Here is a 16,350-nt window from a genome sequence, read left to right as displayed (position 1 = left end):
GGCGTGCGGGGTCACGCCCCTGTCACCGTCCCCCTCTACCGGCGGCCTGAAACGGGAGGTTCGCGATGCGTGCGATCATGTTGGGGCTGGGGCTGCTTCTGGGAGCGGGCCCCGCGCTCGCCGGCGAGGCCGCCCAGCTCGGCCCCCGACCCTTCTATCTCGTCGACCAGCTGAAGCCTGGCCCGCTCAAGGACAGGCTCGCCGCCTGCGGCGTCGACCGGACCTACACGCCCCGGACCTTCTCGATCTCGCACCGCGGCGCGCCGCTGATGTTTCCCGAACACACCCGGGAGGGCCTGCTCGCCGCGTACCGGATGGGCGCCGGGATCATCGAGTGCGACGTGGCCTTCACCAAGGACCGCCAGCTCGTCTGCCGCCACAGCCAGTGCGACCTGCACACGACCACCGACATCCTCGCCCGGCCCGAGCTCGCGGCGAAGTGCACGCAGGGCTTCACGCCGGCCGACCCGGCCACCGGGCGGAAGGCCTCGGCCAAGTGCTGCACCAGCGACCTGACGCTGGACGAATTCAAGTCGCTGAACGGGAAGATGGACGCGTCCGACCCGGACGCCACCACGGTGGCGGCCTACATGAACGCGACGCCGCGCTGGCGCACCGACCTCTACGCCGGCACCGGTACGCTGATGTCCCACAAGGAGTACATCGCGCTGGTGAAGGGGATGGGGCGGAAATTCACCCCCGAGCTGAAGGTGCCCCAGGTTCCGATGCCGTTCCAGGGCACCTACACGCAGGACATGTACGCCCAGCAGCTGGTCGACGAGTACCGGGAGGCCGGGATCCCGGCCTCCGACGTCTACCCGCAGAGCTTCCAGCTCCGCGACATCCTCTACTGGTTGGAGAAGGATCCGGAATTCGGCCGCCAGGCGATCTTCCTCGACGACCGGGACGAGACCGCGAAGGGCTTCGACCCGGAGAAGCCCGCCACGTGGCAGCCCGGCATGGCCGAGCTCGCCCGGAAGGGCGTGAAGATCCTGGCGCCGCCGCTGTGGATGCTGGTCCGGCCGGGCCCGGACGGGACGATCGAGCCCTCGACCTACGCCCGGGAGGCCAAGGCGGCCGGGCTGGGGCTGATCGCGTGGTCGCTGGAGCGCTCGGGCCCCCTGAAGGGCGGCGGCGGGTACTATTACCAGTCGATCAAGCCGGTGGTCACCGGCGACGGCGACATCCTGCGGCTGCTCGACGTCCTGTACGGTCAGGTGGGCGTGCTGGGGGTCTTCTCCGACTGGCCCGCGACCACGACCTTCTACGCCAACTGCGTCGGCGCTCCTTAGCGCCGCCGCTCAGTCGGCCCAGAGGGCCACGAGGGAGAAGAGGCCGGCCATCACGAAGTTCACGATCAGGAAGCCGGTGATGATGAGGGCGAGCGTCATGGTGGCCTCGGAGGCGGAGCGGTCTGGGGGATGGGTGCGCGGCGCGGCCAGGTCTTCGTGGACCTGCGCCGCCCGCCGATGAGCCCCGCGGCGCGACCGCGGGGGCATGCGTGGTGTCCGCCTAGTACGGGCTCAGCACGTAGAGGAGGTTGGACAGGTACTCGCCGCTCAGCGGCTTCCAGCCGAGCCGCCGCCGGATCAGGCCGTAGCCCGCGCAGGTCAGAGCGGCGGAGCCGAGGACCGCGAGCGTGAACCAAGCGAGGCTGGCGGTCGCGAACCCGACGGCGATGCCGATCAGGGCCACGGTCACGAAGATGATCCGGCTCGGGTTGCGCGGGCCGCGCGTCGTCATGTCGGACATGGGGACCTCCCTCGATCCGGATCAGCGGGCGCGGCAGTTCGGGCCGTACCAAGTCATGGTCCGGCGATCCATGCCGCCGTCCGAGGAGGCGCCGCAGACGGGGAACCGCGCGTCGCCGGTGCGCTGCAGGCTCATGACCTTGTAGAGGTCCTGCTGGGCCTCGCGGCGGCGGTTCTGCTCGGCGAGCTGCGCCTGCCAGTACAGGTTGCTGTTGGACTGGGCGACGGCGCGCTGCTGGTGGAGCCCCATCATGCACTCGGCGAAGCCGTCGGTGCCGGGCTCGAAGCCGAAAGCGTAGCACTGGTTCTGATCCAGCGCGTGGCGCTCTTGCGGGGTGACGCAGGCCGCCAGCCCCAGGGCACAGGCCGCCGCGAGCCCGAGCTTCGCGATTGCGGGCAGCCCGGAGCGGTCGTCACGCATCGCGGTCGTGCGGGAAGAACAATTCTGGCTCGCGCCGATAAACTGAACGCCGAATTTACCGTGAAACCAGTTGTTCATGATCCTCGGGACCTCGATTTCTATCGGCGGGACCATCCGTGAGCCGATGGAAGGAGGTCTATACGAGGCCGTTCGAATTGTTCGTGTCTCAGAACACGCGGGCCAGCGGCTCGATCGCTGCCCGCAATGCCCGTTATCCCGCCCGACGCGCGATTCCGCACGCGGGGAAGGACTTTCGTCACGCTTGATGGGTCGGTGGGGCGGGCCCGCGAGCACGGCCGGCGGCGCGCGCGGCGCGTGGGCCGGACCGGTGCTGCCCGGGACGGTCGCCGGCAGGCGGGGCCCGGCGCTAGGAGCGCCGTCGTCGGGCTCGGCCGCGCGGAGTGTCGGAAGGAACGCTCACCGGACGGAGAGTTGCGCGTCCGGCGCGGTGGGGCGGCTCGCCCACAGGGCGGGCGCGCCGGGTCGATCCGGCGCGCCCGCGGCGATCAGACGAAGTGCTGGCCGCCGTTGATGGTCAGCGTCGAGCCGTTCACGAAGCCGGCCTCGTCGCTGGCGAGATACTCGACCGCGTGGGCGATCTCGTCGGCCTCGCCGAGGCGGCCGGTCGGGATCGTGGAGATGATCTTGTTGCGGATGTCCTCCGCCACCGCCATCACCATCTCGGTGGCGATGTAGCCCGGCGCCACCACGTTGACCGTGATGCCCTTCGAGGCGCTCTCCTGCGCGAGCGCCTTGGCGAAGCCGATCACGCCGGCCTTGGCGGCCGAGTAGTTGGTCTGCCCGGCCTGGCCCTTCTGGCCGTTGATCGACGAGATGATGATGATGCGGCCGAAGTTGCGGCTGCGCATGCCCTCGATCAGCGGACGGGTGCAGGTGAACATCGAGTCGAGGTTGGTCTTGATGACCGCCTGCCACTTCTCGAACGTCATCTTGTGGAAGGCACCGTCCCGGGTGATGCCGGCGTTGTTCACCAGGACGTCCACCGGGCCGAGCTCGGCCTCGATCGCCTTGATGCCGGCCTCGCAGCTCGCGAGATCGCCCACGTCGAACTTGAAGACGGGGATCCCGGTCTCGGCCTTGAAGGCGTTGGCCGCCTCGTCGTTGCCGGCGTAGTTGGCGGCGACCTTGTAGCCCTTGTCCTTGAGCCGCTTCGAGATCGCCGCGCCGATGCCGCGGGTGCCGCCCGTCACGAGGGCGACGCGTCCTTGAGCCATTGTTTCCTCCTGTTCGCATCACTTGATGCCGCGTGCGGATGGCGTCCGCACGCGATTTTTTCTGACTTCGGCCTTAAGTCTATGTTGTGGGCCAATACTGTCGTGACAGACCGATCAGGTCCGCTCGACGCACATCGCCACGCCCATCCCGCCGCCGATGCAGAGCGTAGCGAGGCCCTTCTTGGCGTCGCGGCGCTTCATCTCGTGGAGCAGGGTGACGAGGACGCGGGCGCCCGAGGCACCGATCGGGTGGCCGATGGCGATGGCGCCGCCGTTGACGTTCACCTTCGCGTCGTCCCAGCCCATGTCCTTGTTGACGGCCAGCGCCTGGGCCGCGAAGGCCTCGTTCGCCTCGATCAGGTCGAGGTCGGACGGCTTCCAGCCGGCCTTGTCCAGGGCCTTGCGCGAGGCCGGGATCGGGCCGGTGCCCATCACCTTCGGGTCGACGCCCGCGGTCGCCCAGGACTTGATCCGGGCGAGCGGGGTCAGGCCGCGGCGCTCGGCCTCCGAGGCCGACATCAGCACCAGGGCGGCGGCGCCGTCGTTGAGGCCGGAGGCGTTGGCGGCGGTGACGGTGCCGTCCTTGGTGAAGGCCGGCTTCAGCTTGCCCATCGCCTCCAGGGTGGCGCCGTCGCGGATGTACTCGTCGGTGTCGACGATCGTGTCGCCCTTCTTGCCCGGCACCGTGACGGGGACGATCTCGTCCTTGAACCGGCCCTCCTTGCGGGCGGCCTCGGCCTTGTTCTGCGAGCGGGTCGCGAACTGGTCCTGCTGCTCGCGGGTGAGCTGGAAGGCCTGGGCGACGTTCTCGGCGGTCTGGCCCATGTGGTAGCCGTTGAAGGCGTCCCAGAGCCCGTCCTTGATCATGGTGTCGACGAGCTTCACGTCGCCCATCTTCTGGCCGCCGCGCAGGTACTGCGCGTGGGGCGACAGCGACATCGACTCCTGGCCGCCGGCCACGATGACCTTGGCGTCGCCGTTGGCGATCTGCTGCATGCCGATCGCGACCGTGCGCAGGCCCGAGCCGCAGACCTGGTTGAGGCCCCAGGCGGTGGCCTTCTCGGGGATGCCGGCCTTGATGGCCGCCTGCCGGGCGGGGTTCTGGCCGGCGCCCGCGGTGAGGACCTGGCCGAAGATCACCTCGTCCACCTCGTCGGGCGAGACCTTGGCGCGCTCCAGGGCGGCCTTGATCGCCGTCGCGCCGAGCTCGTGGGCCGGCACCGCCCCGAAGGCGCCGCCGAACGAGCCGACCGGCGTGCGCGCCGCCCCGACGATGACGATCTCTTCGCTGCCTGCCATGTGAACGTTCTCCTCTCGCGAGCCGGCGCGCCTTCCACGTCCCGGGGCGCGCTCTGTGCCGGCCCTGGGATGAAGGGCCTGAGGTGGGCGAAGTCAAGGTTGTGGATCAACGCGCCAAACGCGCCGATGACGCGACCGCGAGACTGAAATGGCGCGGCCGCCCCAACCGCTCTGCATTATTCTGCGTTGAACAGCTGCAGTTTGCTGTTTTCTGCGCCCGGGGAAGGCTTTAAGGATCGTGTTGCGGGCGCGAAGACAGCCCCCGTCAGACAGCACCGCGCGTCTGCAACGCCCCCCGGTCCCGAGTCCAGAAAGGCCGTTCCCGATGGCGGATACCGTCAAGGCCACCCAGACCGTCATCAAGAAGTACGCCAACCGGCGCCTCTATCACACCGGCACCTCGACGTACGTGACGCTGGAGGACCTCGCCACGATGGTGCAGAACGGCGAGGATTTCGTCGTCTACGACGCGCGCACGGGCGACGACATCACGCGCTCGGTCCTGACGCAGATCATTTTCGAGCAGGAGAACAAGGCCGGTGCCGAGAACCTGCTCCCGGTGGCGTTCCTGCGCCAGCTGATCCGCTTCTACGGCGACAGCATGCGCACGATGGTGCCGAGCTTCCTCGAATTCTCGATGGCGAACTTCGCCAAGGACCAGGACGGCCTGCGCGAGAAATTTGCCCAGAGCTTCGGCCCGGCGGCGTTCCAGAACGCCATCGAGCAGCAGGTGCGCACCAACATGAACTTCTTCGGCGATGCCATGAAGATGTTCACGGGCTTCGCCCCGCCCGCGCCGGGAGCCCAGCCGACGGCGCCGGCCGCGACTCAGCCCGCGACCTACGGGGGCGGCGAGCTGGACGATCTCAAGCGCCAGATGCTGGAGATGCAGCAGCGCCTGGAAGCGCTCGCGAAAAAGTAATTCGGACGGACCGATCGGACGAAGGGTTGACGATCGGTAAACGTCGGCCCCACCTTTGCGACACGGGCACGGAAACGTGCGGAGAATGTGCGCATGGTGCGTATCGGAACAGTCAGCCGTCTCGGCCCGACACAGGTCCGCTCCACCCGGCGCGCGCCGGTCCCGGACGCGGACGCCTCCCCCGAGGCGGCGCGGACGGAGGTCCAGGCGCTCGCCCTGATCGACGGCGGCCGGTCCGATGAGCCGCCCGCCCCCCGGACAGCGGAACGCGCGGCCGCGGGGAGACCCCGCGCCGGCTTCATCGCGCAATTGCTGACGGCGGGCGATCCGACGCTGCTGCCGTCGCGCCTGGAACGGACCCGGATGGCCGCCGCGCGCTACGCGGAGGCCGCGCGGCGCCTCGCCTGAGGCGCCGCCCTCGCGAGGCTCAGGCCTCGGCCGACTTCACCTTCAGGACCTGACGGCCGCGGTACATGCCGGTCTTCAGGTCGATGTGGTGCGGACGGCGCAGCTCGCCGGAATCCTTGTCCTCGACGTAGGTCGGCGCCTTGAGGGCGTCGGCCGAGCGGCGCATGCCGCGGCGGGAGGGGGAGGTCTTTCGCTTCGGAACGGCCATGGCTGGATCCTTCGTGACGCCGCGGACAAAGCGGCGCGCGGGCGGCTCCTCGATCGAGGATCGCCACGCACACCGCGGGATACGGATGAGGCCGGGCTTATAGCTCCGGCGCCGGCCCGTGACTAGGGGTGCCGGACCACAACCGTTAAGGGCGGGTTCAAGCGGAGCGGCGCAGATCTGGCCGGACGGCACCGCTGTGCGGGCCGCGCCTCTCGGGAGAACGCCATGGCTTCCTCCACCAAGACCCTCGCCCTCCTCGCCCTCCTGTCGAGCCTCGTCGCGGCCCCGGCCCTGGCGCAGGCGCCGCAGGCGCCGACGACCGCGGCACCGACGGCCCCCGCGAAGCCCGCGGCCCCGAGCGCGCCCGTCGCCGGATCGCCGAACGCCGCCAAGGGGGCGCTGATCGATCTCAACAGCGCCAGCACCGAGGAGCTCGACGCGCTGCCCGGCATCGGCGCGGCGCGCGCGGCCGCGATCATCAAGGGACGGCCGTATCGCGGGAAGGACGATCTCGTCTCCAAGAAGATCATCCCGCAGAGCGTCTACGACGGCATCAAGGACAAGATCATCGCCAAGCAGAAGTAGCCGCTACTCGGCGATCGCCCCCTGGGGCATGGAGAAGCCGGGGGGCGTCTTCGGGGCCGCTGCGGCCTTCGGTGCCGCCTGGCGGGGCGCCTTCTTGCGGGCCTCGGCCTTCGGCACCTTCGGCGCCTTGACGGCGGGCGGCGCCTCGCAGGCGCGGAAGGTCAGCTGCGCCAGGGGCGTCCCCTCCTCGCTGACGATCGCGATCGGGTCGGGGAAGGTCGGCAGCGTCGGCTCCCAGTGGATCGAACCGCCCAGCATCGCCTCGATGCCCGACGCGGCGCCGCCGCGCCGCAGCGTCGTGAAATCGGGCCCGTAGGCCGTGGCGACCTTTCCGGCGATCACCACCTGGAGAACCTCGTTCACCTCGGGCGTGAGCGGCCTGAGCGGGTTCGTCGTGCGGACCTGCCCGGCCCGCGTGATCACCATCTTGAACCCCTTGGCGCTCTCGAAGCGGGCCGCCTGCGTCCCGCAGGGCTGCTCGAGGGTCGGGCCGGCGGCGGGCGTAGGGCTCGCCGCCTGAGAGGCGGCTTGGCCCGGCGGCGCCGTCGCGGCGGGCGCGGCCGGCGCAGGCGCGGGCGGTGCAGGCGCGACTTGCGCGGGCGCAGCCTGGGGAGGCGCGGCCGGCGCCGGAACGGCCGCCGCCGGTTTGCCGGCGGGCGCGGCCGTCACATGCATCGTCGACAGGCAGAGAGGACCGGCGAGCAGCAGCCCGGCCACCCCGCGCGCACATCGCTTCATCGCCCGGCTCCCGGCGGATCTCCGCGGAGCGCCGCGTCGCGCTGCGTCCGGTCGAGGGCGCGGATCGGCTCCAGTTCGATCGCGTCCAGATCGAGCACGCGCGGGTCGAGCACCTGGGCGCTGCGGTCGATCGGGCTCCTGCGCGGTCCGACCGAGCCGATGACGAGGTCCTCGTCCTCGATGTCGAGTTCGGAACCCATGCGCAGGGGCTCGCGCCGGCCGCGCGCCGCCATCGCGGCAACGGCGACGATGGCGACAGCGAAGACCAGAATAGCCAGGATGATGAACAGGCGCTCCATCAGGAGGTCAGCTCTAGCCTGCGGTTCAGGCCGCCGCCACCCCATCCCATCGTCGATATCGCCCCGCCGCGTCGCGGTTGTGTTCCCCGTCACGTCCTCGGCCCCGTCCTCTGTCAGGATCCGGTCAGTCCCGGGTCACGTGCGGAACGCTCCTTGCGTGGGCCGCCGGACCGGGTAGATGCGGGCAGACCGGAGCCGGGACCGACCGATGCAGCACGAGCCGAGCCGCGAGCCCGAGGAACTGGAGGCGCACCTCCTCGGACTGATCGAGGCCGCCCGGGATCAGGCCCGGGAGGACCCGTTCCGCAACCCCGTCCTGGCGGTGACCCTGGCGATCACCCGGCGCTTCGACCGGAACGAGATCTCGACGGGCGACCTGGACGGCCTGTTCGTGCGCCTGCGTGCCGCAGCGCTGGCGGCGCGGGCGGAACGGCTGCGGGCCTATGTCGGGCTCGATGCCGGCCAGGAGGATCCGCAGGCGGCGATCCCCGCGCGGCTCGTGGCGGCGGCACCCGACCGGCCGGACGGCGTCGAGGCCTTCGCGGCCCTGATCCACCGCACCGCCTTCGCGGTGGTGTTCACGGCCCACCCGACCTTCGGCATGCCCCGAGCCGTCGCGGGCCTCCTCGCCGAGGCCGCGAGCCTGCCCGACGCCAGGGACCGCGCCGGGCTGGTCGCGCGCGCGGCGGCCCTGTCGACCCGGCCGGACGCGCCGATCACCCTGGATGTCGAGTTCGAGCAGGCCTGCGCGGCGGCCAATAACGGCCGGCTCGCCCTCGACGCCTTCAACGGCGCCCTGCTCGACGCCGCCCGCGCCCGCTGGCCCGACCGCTGGACCGAGCTGACGCCCCGCCCCTTCGCCATCGCCAGCTGGGTCGGCTGCGACACCGACGGGCGGACCGATATCGGCTGGTGGGACACCCTGCGCTACCGGCTGATCTCGAAGCGCATGCAGTTCGACCGGGTAATGCGCGACCTGCCCGAGATCCCGGCCTGCCGGGAGGTCCGGGCGCTCGCCGAGAACGCCCTGGCGGCGGTGAACCGCCAGCTCACGGTGGCGCCGCGCCTCGGCGACCAGCCGTCCCTCGAGGCGGTGCACCGCTTCGCCCTGGCGCTCATCATCGAGCGGGAGCGCGCCCAGACCGATGCCGGCGCCCTCGTCGCCGCGCTGACCAAGGCCCTGGAGGCCGCCGACGACGCGGCCGACCAGCGCCGGATCGCCGTCCTGCGCGCGGGCGTCGCGACGCACGGCCTGTCGAACGCCCTGCCGCATTTCCGGCTGAACGCCAGCCAGATCCACAACGCGGTGCGGCGGGTGATCGACCTGGAGGGCGAGCCCACCGACGCAGCCCGGCGCCGCTCGCACCTCGCGACGATCCACACGCTGCTGAACGACGTCCGCCCGGTGGCGGTCGATTTCGGGGCGCTCGCGGCCGAGCGGGCCTCGGCCGCGCGGCTGATGATGACGATCGCCCAGATCCTCAAGCACGTGGACGGCACCCATCCGGTGCGCTTCCTCATCGCCGAGACCGAGACCGGCTACACCCTGCTCGCCGCCCTCTGGCTCGCACGCCACTACGGCATCGCCGACAAGCTCGAGATCACGCCGCTGTTCGAGACGGCGAGTGCGCTGGAGCAGGGCATCCGGGTGCTCGACGACGCCCTGCGCAACCCGCACTGGCGGCAGTACCTGAAGCGCATCGGCCGCCTCACCGTGCAGTTCGGCTACTCCGATTCGGGCCGCTACGTCGGCCAGCTCGCGGCGACCTTCTGGATCGAGCGGCTGCGGCTGCGCATCACCGAGATGCTGGTCCAGAACGGCCTGTCCGACGTCGAGCTCGCGATCTTCGACACGCACGGCGAGTCGATCGGGCGCGGCGCGCATCCGACCTCCCTGCGCGACCGCCTCGCCTACCTCGCCCCGGAGGATGCCCGGGACCGGGCCCGCAAGGCCGGCATCCGCGTCCGGCTCGAATCGAGCTTCCAGGGCACCGACGGTTACCTGCTGTACGGCACCGAGGCGCTGGCGCGCGCCAGCGTCGCCCGCATCGCCGAGCACGTCTACGCGCTCGACGTGACGGAGGAGGATTCGTTCCCGGACTACGCCCTGAACGACCGGCCGAAGGCCTCCGACGGCAAGGTCGACCCGATCTACGCCGAGCCGGATTTCGCCCTCGAATTCTTCACCGCAGCCCGCCAGGACATGGAGTCGCTGGTCGACGACCCGGGCTACGCGGCGCTCCTCGGCACCTTCGGCCCGAGCCTGATCGACCGGACCGGGTCGCGCCCGGTGGCGCGCCAGACCGACAACGGCGGCCCGGCGCGGATCACCCATCCGCGCCAGATGCGGGCGATCCCCAACAACGCGATCCTGCACCAGCTCGGCTTCCTGGCGAACTCCCTCCACGGGATCGGCCGGGCGGCCCAGCGCGGCCCCGACCTGTTCCGCGACATGCGGCGCGATTCGGTACGCTTCTCCCGGGCCTTCCGGCTGGTCCAGCACGCCGCCTCAGTCGGCGACCTCGACGTGCTGCGGGCCTACATCGACACCCTGGACCCGGCCGTGTGGCTGGAGCGGGCGCGGCGCACCCAGAAGGATTTCCGCCGGGACGAGCTGGTGGTGATCTCCGGGGCGCTGGAGCGCCTCGACCTCGCCCCAGCGCTGCGGAACCTGTTCGGACGCCTGACCCGGGACTGGCTCGCCCTGAGCGCTGCCGCCCCGGACCTGCCCGCCATGTCGGCCCGGCTGACGCTGCTCCACGCCCTGCGCCTCGCCCTGATCCACCGGATCTGGTTCCTGGCGGTGCACATCCCGGGCTTCCGGCCGCAGGCGGGCATCTCCCGCGAGCAGCTGCTGGAGCGCTTCCTGCGGCTGGACATCGACGGCTGCCTGAAGCTCCTCGACGCGATCTTCCCGGTCACGCCGGACCCGACGCTGGGCCTGAACTTCGGCGAGCCGGCCGGCCCGCGCGACGTCGGCACCTACGAGGCGGAGCACGCCAACCTGTTCCAGCCGATCCGCCGGATGTTCGATCAGGTGCGGGAGATCTCGGGGATGATCCAGCACGAGGTCGGGGCGTTCGGGTAGGCGCGGTCCTCAGGCCGCCTCCACCCGCAGGACCGTGCCGCCGATCCCGGTGACGCGCACCCGGCGACCGGCGGGCAGGTCGGGCCCCTCGACCCGCCACAGCGTGTCGTCGAAGCGGATCCGGCCCGCGCCCCGCACGATCGGCTCGTCGAGCACGCCCTCGCGCCCGATCAGGCCGCGGTCGGCGCGGTTCAGGTCCGGCCCGGCCCGCCTGCCGCGGTGCTGGAGGCGCGCCGCGAGCGCCACCAGGGCGACGGCGAGACCGGCGAACAGCAGGGTCTGGCCCTGCCAGGGCATGGGCAGCGCCGCGGCCGCGAGGCCGGTCGCGACGGCGGCGAGGCCGAGCCAGATCAGGAACACGCCGGGCAGCAGGATCTCGGCACCGGCGAGCACGAGGCCGGCGATGACCCAGCTCCAGGCCGCCCCGAGGGCCCCGAGGGTTCCGGCGAGGGAATCGAGCGTCACCGGCGTCAGGCCCGCGGCGGCGCGACGTTCGGCGGGCTCCCCGCGCGCCGGGGCGCCGCGGCGCCGTCGCCGAAGACCGAGCGGGTGAGCTCGCCGATGCCGCCGAGGGTGCCGGCCAGGGCCGCCGCCTCGATCGGCACCACCACGACCCGCTGGTTCGGCGCGGTGGCGATCGCCCGCACCGCGTCGACGTACTTCTCGGCCACGAGGAAGTTCGCCGCCGCGATGTCGCCCTCGGCGATCGCCCGGCTGACCATCCCGGTCGCCGCCGCCTCGGCCTCGGCCGAGCGCTCCCGCGCCTCCGCGTCGCGGAACGCGGCCTCGCGCCGGCCCTCCGCCTCCAGGATCGCCGACTGCTTGCGCCCCTCGGCCCGCAGGATCTCGGCGGCGCGCTGCCCCTCCGCCTCCAGGATCGAGGCGCGCTTCTCGCGCTCGGCCTTCATCTGCCGGGCCATCGCCCCCGCGAGGTCGGCCGGGAGCACGATGTCCTTGATCTCGATCCGGTTGATCTTGACGCCCCAGGGCGAGGCCGCCGCGTCCATCACCCGGAGCAGGCGCTCGTTGATCTCGTCGCGGTGGGCGAGGAGCTGGTCGAGATCCATCGAGCCGACCACGGTGCGGATGTTGGTCATGGTCAGGGTCGTGGCCGCGAGGTCGAGGCTCGAGACCTCGTAGGAGGCGCGCGCCGCGTCGAGCACTTGGTAGAACACCACCGCGTCGATGGTGACGCCGGCATTGTCGCGGGTGAAGGCCTGCTGGCTCGGCACGTCGATGACCTGCTCCATCACGTTGACCTTGCGGCCGATCCGCTCGACGAAGGGCGTGATCAGGCCCAGGCCGGCGTCGAGGCTGCGGGCGTAGCGGCCGAAGCGCTCCACCGTGTAGACGTGGCCCTGGGGCACGATCTTCACGCCTGCGGCCAGGGTGATGATCGCCAGCACCGCCAAGCCCACGGCGAACACGCTCAGCCCCAACGGAAGCCCCATCGACACCCCTCCCCTGACGGCGCCACGGCCGGCGCGGCCGCGCAGCCTAACAGGCCGATCGGGGCTCCGCGACCGCGTGTCCGCGGGGCAGCCCGGAGGCGTGCCGCGCCGCGGCGTGAACGGTCACCAGCGGATGTCGATCATCAATGGTTCAGGCCGCCGCGCTTAGGAAGCCGGCAAGCGTCGCGTCCGTCGTCGCTCGGACCCCGTCAACGCAACGCTTGTTGAAGAAATATTCGGCATGATCCCCGCCACCCTCGCTGCGGAAAGAAGTCCTTTCGCGCCGCTGCGGGCGGCAGAAATCCCCACCCAACCGGACTCGGTGCGCGCGTGAAGATCGCTGTCCTCGCACATCTGAAATACCCGATCGGCCAGCCCTACGCCGGCGGCCTGGAGATGCACACGCATCTCCTGACCGTCGCGCTGAAGCGGCACGGGCACGACGTCACGCTGTTCGCGAGCCGCGGGTCCGACCCGGCGCTCGACCCGGTCATGCTCTGCGATCCGACCGGGGACGCGCTCCTCGACCCGGAGCGGGAGGAGGCGATCGACCGGGAGGAGGAGGACGCCTACCGGCGCATGATGGAGATGGTCGCGGCCGGAGGCTTCGATCTCGTCCACAACAACGCGCTGCACGCCCTGCCGCTGCGCGAGAGCGCCCGGCTCGGCCTGCCCTGGGTCACCGTGCTGCACACGCCGCCCTTCGACTCCCTGGTCGGCGGCGTGGTCCAGGCCGACCCCGACATGGCCTTCCTGGCGGTGTCCCCGTCGCTGGCGCAGGAATGGGCGCATCTCGTGCCCGGCGCCCAGGTGGTAGACAACGGCGTGGACCTCTCGACCTTCGCGTTCTCACACGCTGCCGACGATACGCCCTTCGCCTTCTGGTCGGGTCGGATCGTACCCGAGAAGGGGCTGCACCTCGCGATCGACGCGGCCCGCGCCGCCGGGCTGCCGCTGACCTTCGCGGGTCCCAAGCTCAATCCCGGCTACTGGGCCGCCGAGATCGCCCCGCGTCTCGGGCCGGACCTGACGCATCTCGGCCATCTCTCCCACCGGGACCTCGCCCACCATCTCGGCCGGGCCCGCGTGGCGATCGTCTCGCCCCGCTGGGAGGAACCCTTCGGCCTCGTCGTGGCGGAGGCCCTGGCCTGCGGCACGCCGGTCGCCGCCTTCCGGCGCGGCGCCATGCCCGACATCCTGGACGCGTCCTGCGGCCGCCTTGCCCGCCCGGACGACCCGCAGGATCTCTCGGTGGCGATCCGGGAGGCCGCCGGCCTGTCGCGCCGGGCCTGCCGCGACCGCGCCGAGGCGCTCTACGACGCCGCCGCCATGACAGGGCGCTACCTGGAGGCCTACGACGCCGTGATCGCGCGCTGCGCCGAGCGGGCGCGGCCGGCCCTGCGCGTCGCCGGAGGACGCGGCTGAACGGCGCGGATCCGCGCGCCGCAATCCGCACCCGAGCCCGGAGCCCGGCGGCATGACGGGCCGCCCCTGACCTCCGCGGCGCACGAGGGTGCCACGGGAGACCTGCCATGACCACCGACGCCGACCATCCGGCCCCGCCCCCCTGCGTCGTCTGCATTCCCGCCCGGAACGAGGCCGAGCGCCTGCCGCGCCTGCTCGCCTCCCTGGCCGCGCAGAACGGCGTCTCGGCGCGGGCGCCCCTGCGCGTCGTGGTGCTGGCCAACAACTGCACGGACGGGACCGTCCAGGCGGTGCGGGACGTCGAGGCCTCGGGCATCCTCGCGACCCTGACCCTCCGGCTGATCGCGGTCGAGCTCGGCGGCGCGGACGCCCATGTCGGCACGGCGCGGCGCATGGCGCTCGATGCCGGTGCCGAGTGGCTGGAGGCGGACGGGGAGCCGGACGGCATCCTCCTCACCACCGACGCGGATGCCCGCCTGCCGGCCGAGTGGGTCGCGGCCAACCTCCGCGCGCTGGAGGCCGCCGACATCGTCGGTGGCCGGCTGGTGATCGACGACGACGGCACGCCGGACCCCGCCCTGACGGACCTGCACGCGCGCATCGAGCGCTACTGGTCCGGCGTCCGACGCCTGGAGGATCTGCTCGACCCGCCGCCCTACGATCCCGCCCCCCGTCACGGCGACCATACCGGCGCGAGCCTCGCCGTTCCCGCGATCCTGTACCGGGCGGTCGGCGGGCTGCCGGCGCTGCCCTGCGGCGAGGACAACGCCCTCGTCGGGCTGCTGCGCGCCAACGGCGCGCGCCTGCGCCACTGCCCGGACGTGCAGGTGCTGGTCTCGTCCCGCCACCAGGGGCGGGTCTCGGGCGGCATGGCCACCGAGATGCTGCGCCGGACCCGCGTCCTCGACGGGGAGGCCTACCTGCTGCCGGAGGCCGCGCACTGGCAGGCGCTGATCCTGCGCCGCGCGGCCCTGCGCCGGGCCTTCCACCTCGACCCGCAGGCCCGCGCCGCGGCCTGCGCGCGGCTCGGTCTCGATGCCGACGACCTCGCCGCCGTCGGGGCCTGCCCGAACGACATCGCCTTCGTGGAGCGGGCCGACCGGATCCTCGAGTCGCGCAGCCCGCCGGCGCGGGACTGCGCCCTCGACCAGGCGGTCGCCGATCTCGACGCCCTCGCGTCGTCCCTGAGGGACGCCGCGTGACCCGCGGCATCGGCTGGTACGTCCATCACCAGGGCGCCGGCCATCTCCAGCGGGCCCGGGCCGTCGCCGGTGCTCTGGACCGGCCCTGCACGATCCTCGGGACGCTGGCCGGGTTCGACACCGCCGGCCTCGACACCGTCGACCTGCCCGACGACCGCCCCCTCGGCGACGCGGCCTTCGACGGCCGGGACGGCGCGACCGGGCGGCCCGAGGCCCTGCACTACGCGCCGCTCAACCATCCGGGGGTCCGCGCGCGGATGGCGCGCATCGCCGCCTGGGCGGAGCGGGCCGAGCCGGCCCTCCTGGTCGTCGACGTCTCGGTGGAGGTGGCCCTCCTGGCGCGCCTCCTGTCGGTGCCGACCCTGGTGGTGCGGCTCGCGGGGACCCGGACCGACCGGCCGCATCTGGAGGCCTTCCGCGGCGCGGCGCGGCTGCTCGCCCCCTTCCCCGAGGCGCTCGACGGCGCGGGCGTGCCGGACTGGGTCCGGGCCAAGACGCTGTACGCGGGCTTCCTGGGCGCGCCGGCGCAGGCCCCGATCGAGGCGGGACGCGACATCGTCGTGGTGTTCGGCCGCGGCGGCGCGGGGGGCGACCTCGCGGATCTCGCCGCGGCCGCGCGGGCGGTGCCGGACCGGCCGTGGCACGTCCTGGGGCCGGTCTCAGGCTCGGGCGCCGTCCCCGGCAACCTGCACCTGCACGGCTGGGTCCCGGACGTCGAGGCGCGGGTCGCTCGGGCGGCTTTGCTGGTGGGCGGCGGCGGCGACGGCGTGGTCGCCCTGGCGGCCGCGCAGCGGAAGCGCTTCGTCTGCCTCCCGGAGGAGCGTGCCTACGGGGAGCAGACCGAGAAGGCCGAGGCTCTGGCCCGGCTCGGGGGCGCGATCGTTCATCCCGGCTGGCCCTCGGCCGCGGCGTGGCCTGGCCTCATCGCGGCGGCCCGCGCCATCGATCCATCGGTGATCGGCGGCCTGCACGACCCGGACGCGGTCCGGACCTGCGCCGCGACGATCCAGACCCTGATCGCGGATCTCTGAACGGCCGGGCCGCGACGGAGCGGGCGGTCGCCGCGCCGGCGCGGGGTGCCTCAGTCCGCACTCATATCCGGACTCATGTCCGGACTCAGGAGATCAGGTCGAGCTTCGCGGCCTCGATCCCGTCGGCGCGGATCGTGTCCGGCAGGGACGAGAAGTCGCGATAGCCCGCCTCGCGCGCCATGGCGTCGAGGGCCGTCTGCTCGTCGTCGGCCGCCCCCGTCCAGAGCACCGCGCCGCTCTTCGTCTGCCTAATCTGGAAAATGCTCATCGACCCCTCCCCGGTCCCG

Annotated in this window: 18 protein-coding genes; 8 read left to right on the top strand and 10 right to left on the bottom strand. The window is 72.3% G+C overall.

Features of this window, described 5'->3' with window-relative positions; translation table 11 throughout:
* The first annotated feature begins 65 nt into the window (after window positions 1–65).
* On the top strand, window positions 66–1,292 hold the full coding sequence (locus BM419_RS11880) for a glycerophosphodiester phosphodiesterase family protein (RefSeq protein WP_091926539.1): 1,227 nt from the start codon (window positions 66–68) through the stop codon (window positions 1,290–1,292).
* Window positions 1,293–1,512: 220 nt separating this feature from the next.
* On the opposite strand, the gene BM419_RS11870 is transcribed toward BM419_RS11880, so the two are convergent.
* The 4 genes from BM419_RS11870 to BM419_RS11855 form a co-directional block, all read right to left on the bottom strand.
* Window positions 1,513–1,752: a hypothetical protein gene (locus BM419_RS11870; protein ID WP_091926537.1), complete on the bottom strand. Its 240-nt coding sequence runs from the start codon at window positions 1,750–1,752 to the stop codon at window positions 1,513–1,515.
* A gap of 21 nt (window positions 1,753–1,773) precedes the next feature.
* Entirely contained in the window at window positions 1,774–2,172 is a 399-nt protein-coding gene (locus tag BM419_RS11865) for a hypothetical protein (protein WP_091926536.1), read from the bottom strand.
* Between the two features lie 506 nt (window positions 2,173–2,678).
* Window positions 2,679–3,407, bottom strand: coding sequence for an acetoacetyl-CoA reductase (phbB, locus tag BM419_RS11860; RefSeq protein WP_091926535.1), 729 nt, complete (start codon window positions 3,405–3,407; stop codon window positions 2,679–2,681).
* A 114-nt stretch (window positions 3,408–3,521) separates the two neighbouring features.
* On the bottom strand, window positions 3,522–4,706 hold the full coding sequence (locus BM419_RS11855; RefSeq protein WP_091926534.1) for an acetyl-CoA C-acetyltransferase: 1,185 nt from the start codon (window positions 4,704–4,706) through the stop codon (window positions 3,522–3,524).
* Between the two features lie 325 nt (window positions 4,707–5,031).
* Here BM419_RS11855 and phaR point away from each other — a divergent pair, with 325 nt between their 5' ends.
* Entirely contained in the window at window positions 5,032–5,628 is a 597-nt protein-coding gene (gene phaR, locus BM419_RS11850) for a polyhydroxyalkanoate synthesis repressor PhaR (RefSeq protein WP_056531522.1), read from the top strand.
* A gap of 93 nt (window positions 5,629–5,721) precedes the next feature.
* Window positions 5,722–6,036 carry a hypothetical protein gene (locus BM419_RS11845; protein WP_091926533.1) on the top strand — a complete coding sequence of 105 codons (315 nt, stop codon included), beginning with the start codon at window positions 5,722–5,724 and terminating at the stop codon, window positions 6,034–6,036.
* A gap of 19 nt (window positions 6,037–6,055) precedes the next feature.
* On the opposite strand, the gene rpmF is transcribed toward BM419_RS11845, so the two are convergent.
* On the bottom strand, window positions 6,056–6,244 hold the full coding sequence (gene rpmF, locus BM419_RS11840) for a 50S ribosomal protein L32 (protein WP_003601373.1): 189 nt from the start codon (window positions 6,242–6,244) through the stop codon (window positions 6,056–6,058).
* 225 nt (window positions 6,245–6,469) lie between these two features.
* Here rpmF and BM419_RS11835 point away from each other — a divergent pair, with 225 nt between their 5' ends.
* Entirely contained in the window at window positions 6,470–6,829 is a 360-nt protein-coding gene (locus BM419_RS11835; RefSeq protein WP_091676385.1) for a helix-hairpin-helix domain-containing protein, read from the top strand.
* Window positions 6,830–6,832: 3 nt separating this feature from the next.
* Here BM419_RS11835 and BM419_RS11830 read toward each other — a convergent pair whose 3' ends face one another.
* Both BM419_RS11830 and BM419_RS11825 read right to left on the bottom strand, forming a co-directional pair.
* Window positions 6,833–7,567, bottom strand: a complete 735-nt coding sequence (locus BM419_RS11830; RefSeq protein ID WP_091926532.1) for a hypothetical protein — start codon at window positions 7,565–7,567, stop codon at window positions 6,833–6,835.
* Window positions 7,564–7,866, bottom strand: coding sequence for a hypothetical protein (locus BM419_RS11825; RefSeq protein WP_091926531.1), 303 nt, complete (start codon window positions 7,864–7,866; stop codon window positions 7,564–7,566). The genes BM419_RS11830 and BM419_RS11825 overlap by 4 nt, the downstream gene beginning before the upstream one ends.
* Window positions 7,867–8,074: 208 nt before the next feature.
* Between BM419_RS11825 and BM419_RS11820 the strand changes: the two genes are divergently transcribed.
* Window positions 8,075–10,954 carry a phosphoenolpyruvate carboxylase gene (locus tag BM419_RS11820; protein ID WP_091926530.1) on the top strand — a complete coding sequence of 960 codons (2,880 nt, stop codon included), beginning with the start codon at window positions 8,075–8,077 and terminating at the stop codon, window positions 10,952–10,954.
* Window positions 10,955–10,963: 9 nt separating this feature from the next.
* On the opposite strand, the gene BM419_RS11815 is transcribed toward BM419_RS11820, so the two are convergent.
* Together BM419_RS11815 and BM419_RS11810 are read right to left on the bottom strand one after the other, a co-directional pair.
* Entirely contained in the window at window positions 10,964–11,419 is a 456-nt protein-coding gene (locus BM419_RS11815; protein WP_056531510.1) for an NfeD family protein, read from the bottom strand.
* Between the two features lie 5 nt (window positions 11,420–11,424).
* Complete coding sequence (locus BM419_RS11810) at window positions 11,425–12,405, bottom strand: SPFH domain-containing protein (RefSeq protein ID WP_091926529.1); 981 nt, start codon at window positions 12,403–12,405, stop codon at window positions 11,425–11,427.
* A gap of 330 nt (window positions 12,406–12,735) precedes the next feature.
* Between BM419_RS11810 and BM419_RS11805 the strand changes: the two genes are divergently transcribed.
* From BM419_RS11805 to BM419_RS11795, 3 genes are all read left to right on the top strand, one after another.
* Window positions 12,736–13,830: a glycosyltransferase family 4 protein gene (locus tag BM419_RS11805; RefSeq protein WP_020090784.1), complete on the top strand. Its 1,095-nt coding sequence runs from the start codon at window positions 12,736–12,738 to the stop codon at window positions 13,828–13,830.
* Between the two features lie 107 nt (window positions 13,831–13,937).
* Entirely contained in the window at window positions 13,938–15,032 is a 1,095-nt protein-coding gene (locus BM419_RS11800) for a glycosyltransferase family 2 protein (protein ID WP_020090785.1), read from the top strand.
* Window positions 15,029–16,063: a glycosyltransferase gene (locus tag BM419_RS11795; protein ID WP_091926528.1), complete on the top strand. Its 1,035-nt coding sequence runs from the start codon at window positions 15,029–15,031 to the stop codon at window positions 16,061–16,063. The genes BM419_RS11800 and BM419_RS11795 overlap by 4 nt, the downstream gene beginning before the upstream one ends.
* An 85-nt stretch (window positions 16,064–16,148) precedes the next feature.
* Here BM419_RS11795 and BM419_RS11790 read toward each other — a convergent pair whose 3' ends face one another.
* The gene (locus BM419_RS11790; RefSeq protein ID WP_020090787.1) at window positions 16,149–16,331 is read right to left on the bottom strand and encodes a hypothetical protein; all 183 of its coding nucleotides are present in this window, start codon (window positions 16,329–16,331) and stop codon (window positions 16,149–16,151) included.
* Window positions 16,332–16,350: the final 19 nt, after the last annotated feature.

The organism is Methylobacterium sp. yr668, assembly GCF_900116245.1.
Lineage (GTDB): Bacteria > Pseudomonadota > Alphaproteobacteria > Rhizobiales > Beijerinckiaceae > Methylobacterium.
This window is presented reverse-complemented; position numbering and strand designations above follow the sequence as displayed.

What these genes read in the sequence shown, in the direction of transcription:
- BM419_RS11880 (WP_091926539.1), top strand. Translation starts at nt 66, where the DNA reads ATGCGTGCGATCATGTTGGGGCTGGGGCTGCTTCTGGGAGCGGGCCCC.
- BM419_RS11810 (WP_091926529.1), bottom strand. Translation starts at nt 12,405, where the DNA reads ATGGGGCTTCCGTTGGGGCTGAGCGTGTTCGCCGTGGGCTTGGCGGTG.
- phaR (WP_056531522.1), top strand. Translation starts at nt 5,032, where the DNA reads ATGGCGGATACCGTCAAGGCCACCCAGACCGTCATCAAGAAGTACGCC.
- BM419_RS11830 (WP_091926532.1), bottom strand. Translation starts at nt 7,567, where the DNA reads ATGAAGCGATGTGCGCGCGGGGTGGCCGGGCTGCTGCTCGCCGGTCCT.
- BM419_RS11800 (WP_020090785.1), top strand. Translation starts at nt 13,938, where the DNA reads ATGACCACCGACGCCGACCATCCGGCCCCGCCCCCCTGCGTCGTCTGC.
- BM419_RS11865 (WP_091926536.1), bottom strand. Translation starts at nt 2,172, where the DNA reads ATGCGTGACGACCGCTCCGGGCTGCCCGCAATCGCGAAGCTCGGGCTC.
- BM419_RS11870 (WP_091926537.1), bottom strand. Translation starts at nt 1,752, where the DNA reads ATGTCCGACATGACGACGCGCGGCCCGCGCAACCCGAGCCGGATCATC.
- phbB (WP_091926535.1), bottom strand. Translation starts at nt 3,407, where the DNA reads ATGGCTCAAGGACGCGTCGCCCTCGTGACGGGCGGCACCCGCGGCATC.
- BM419_RS11790 (WP_020090787.1), bottom strand. Translation starts at nt 16,331, where the DNA reads ATGAGCATTTTCCAGATTAGGCAGACGAAGAGCGGCGCGGTGCTCTGG.
- BM419_RS11835 (WP_091676385.1), top strand. Translation starts at nt 6,470, where the DNA reads ATGGCTTCCTCCACCAAGACCCTCGCCCTCCTCGCCCTCCTGTCGAGC.
- BM419_RS11845 (WP_091926533.1), top strand. Translation starts at nt 5,722, where the DNA reads ATGGTGCGTATCGGAACAGTCAGCCGTCTCGGCCCGACACAGGTCCGC.
- rpmF (WP_003601373.1), bottom strand. Translation starts at nt 6,244, where the DNA reads ATGGCCGTTCCGAAGCGAAAGACCTCCCCCTCCCGCCGCGGCATGCGC.
- BM419_RS11825 (WP_091926531.1), bottom strand. Translation starts at nt 7,866, where the DNA reads ATGGAGCGCCTGTTCATCATCCTGGCTATTCTGGTCTTCGCTGTCGCC.
- BM419_RS11820 (WP_091926530.1), top strand. Translation starts at nt 8,075, where the DNA reads ATGCAGCACGAGCCGAGCCGCGAGCCCGAGGAACTGGAGGCGCACCTC.
- BM419_RS11855 (WP_091926534.1), bottom strand. Translation starts at nt 4,706, where the DNA reads ATGGCAGGCAGCGAAGAGATCGTCATCGTCGGGGCGGCGCGCACGCCG.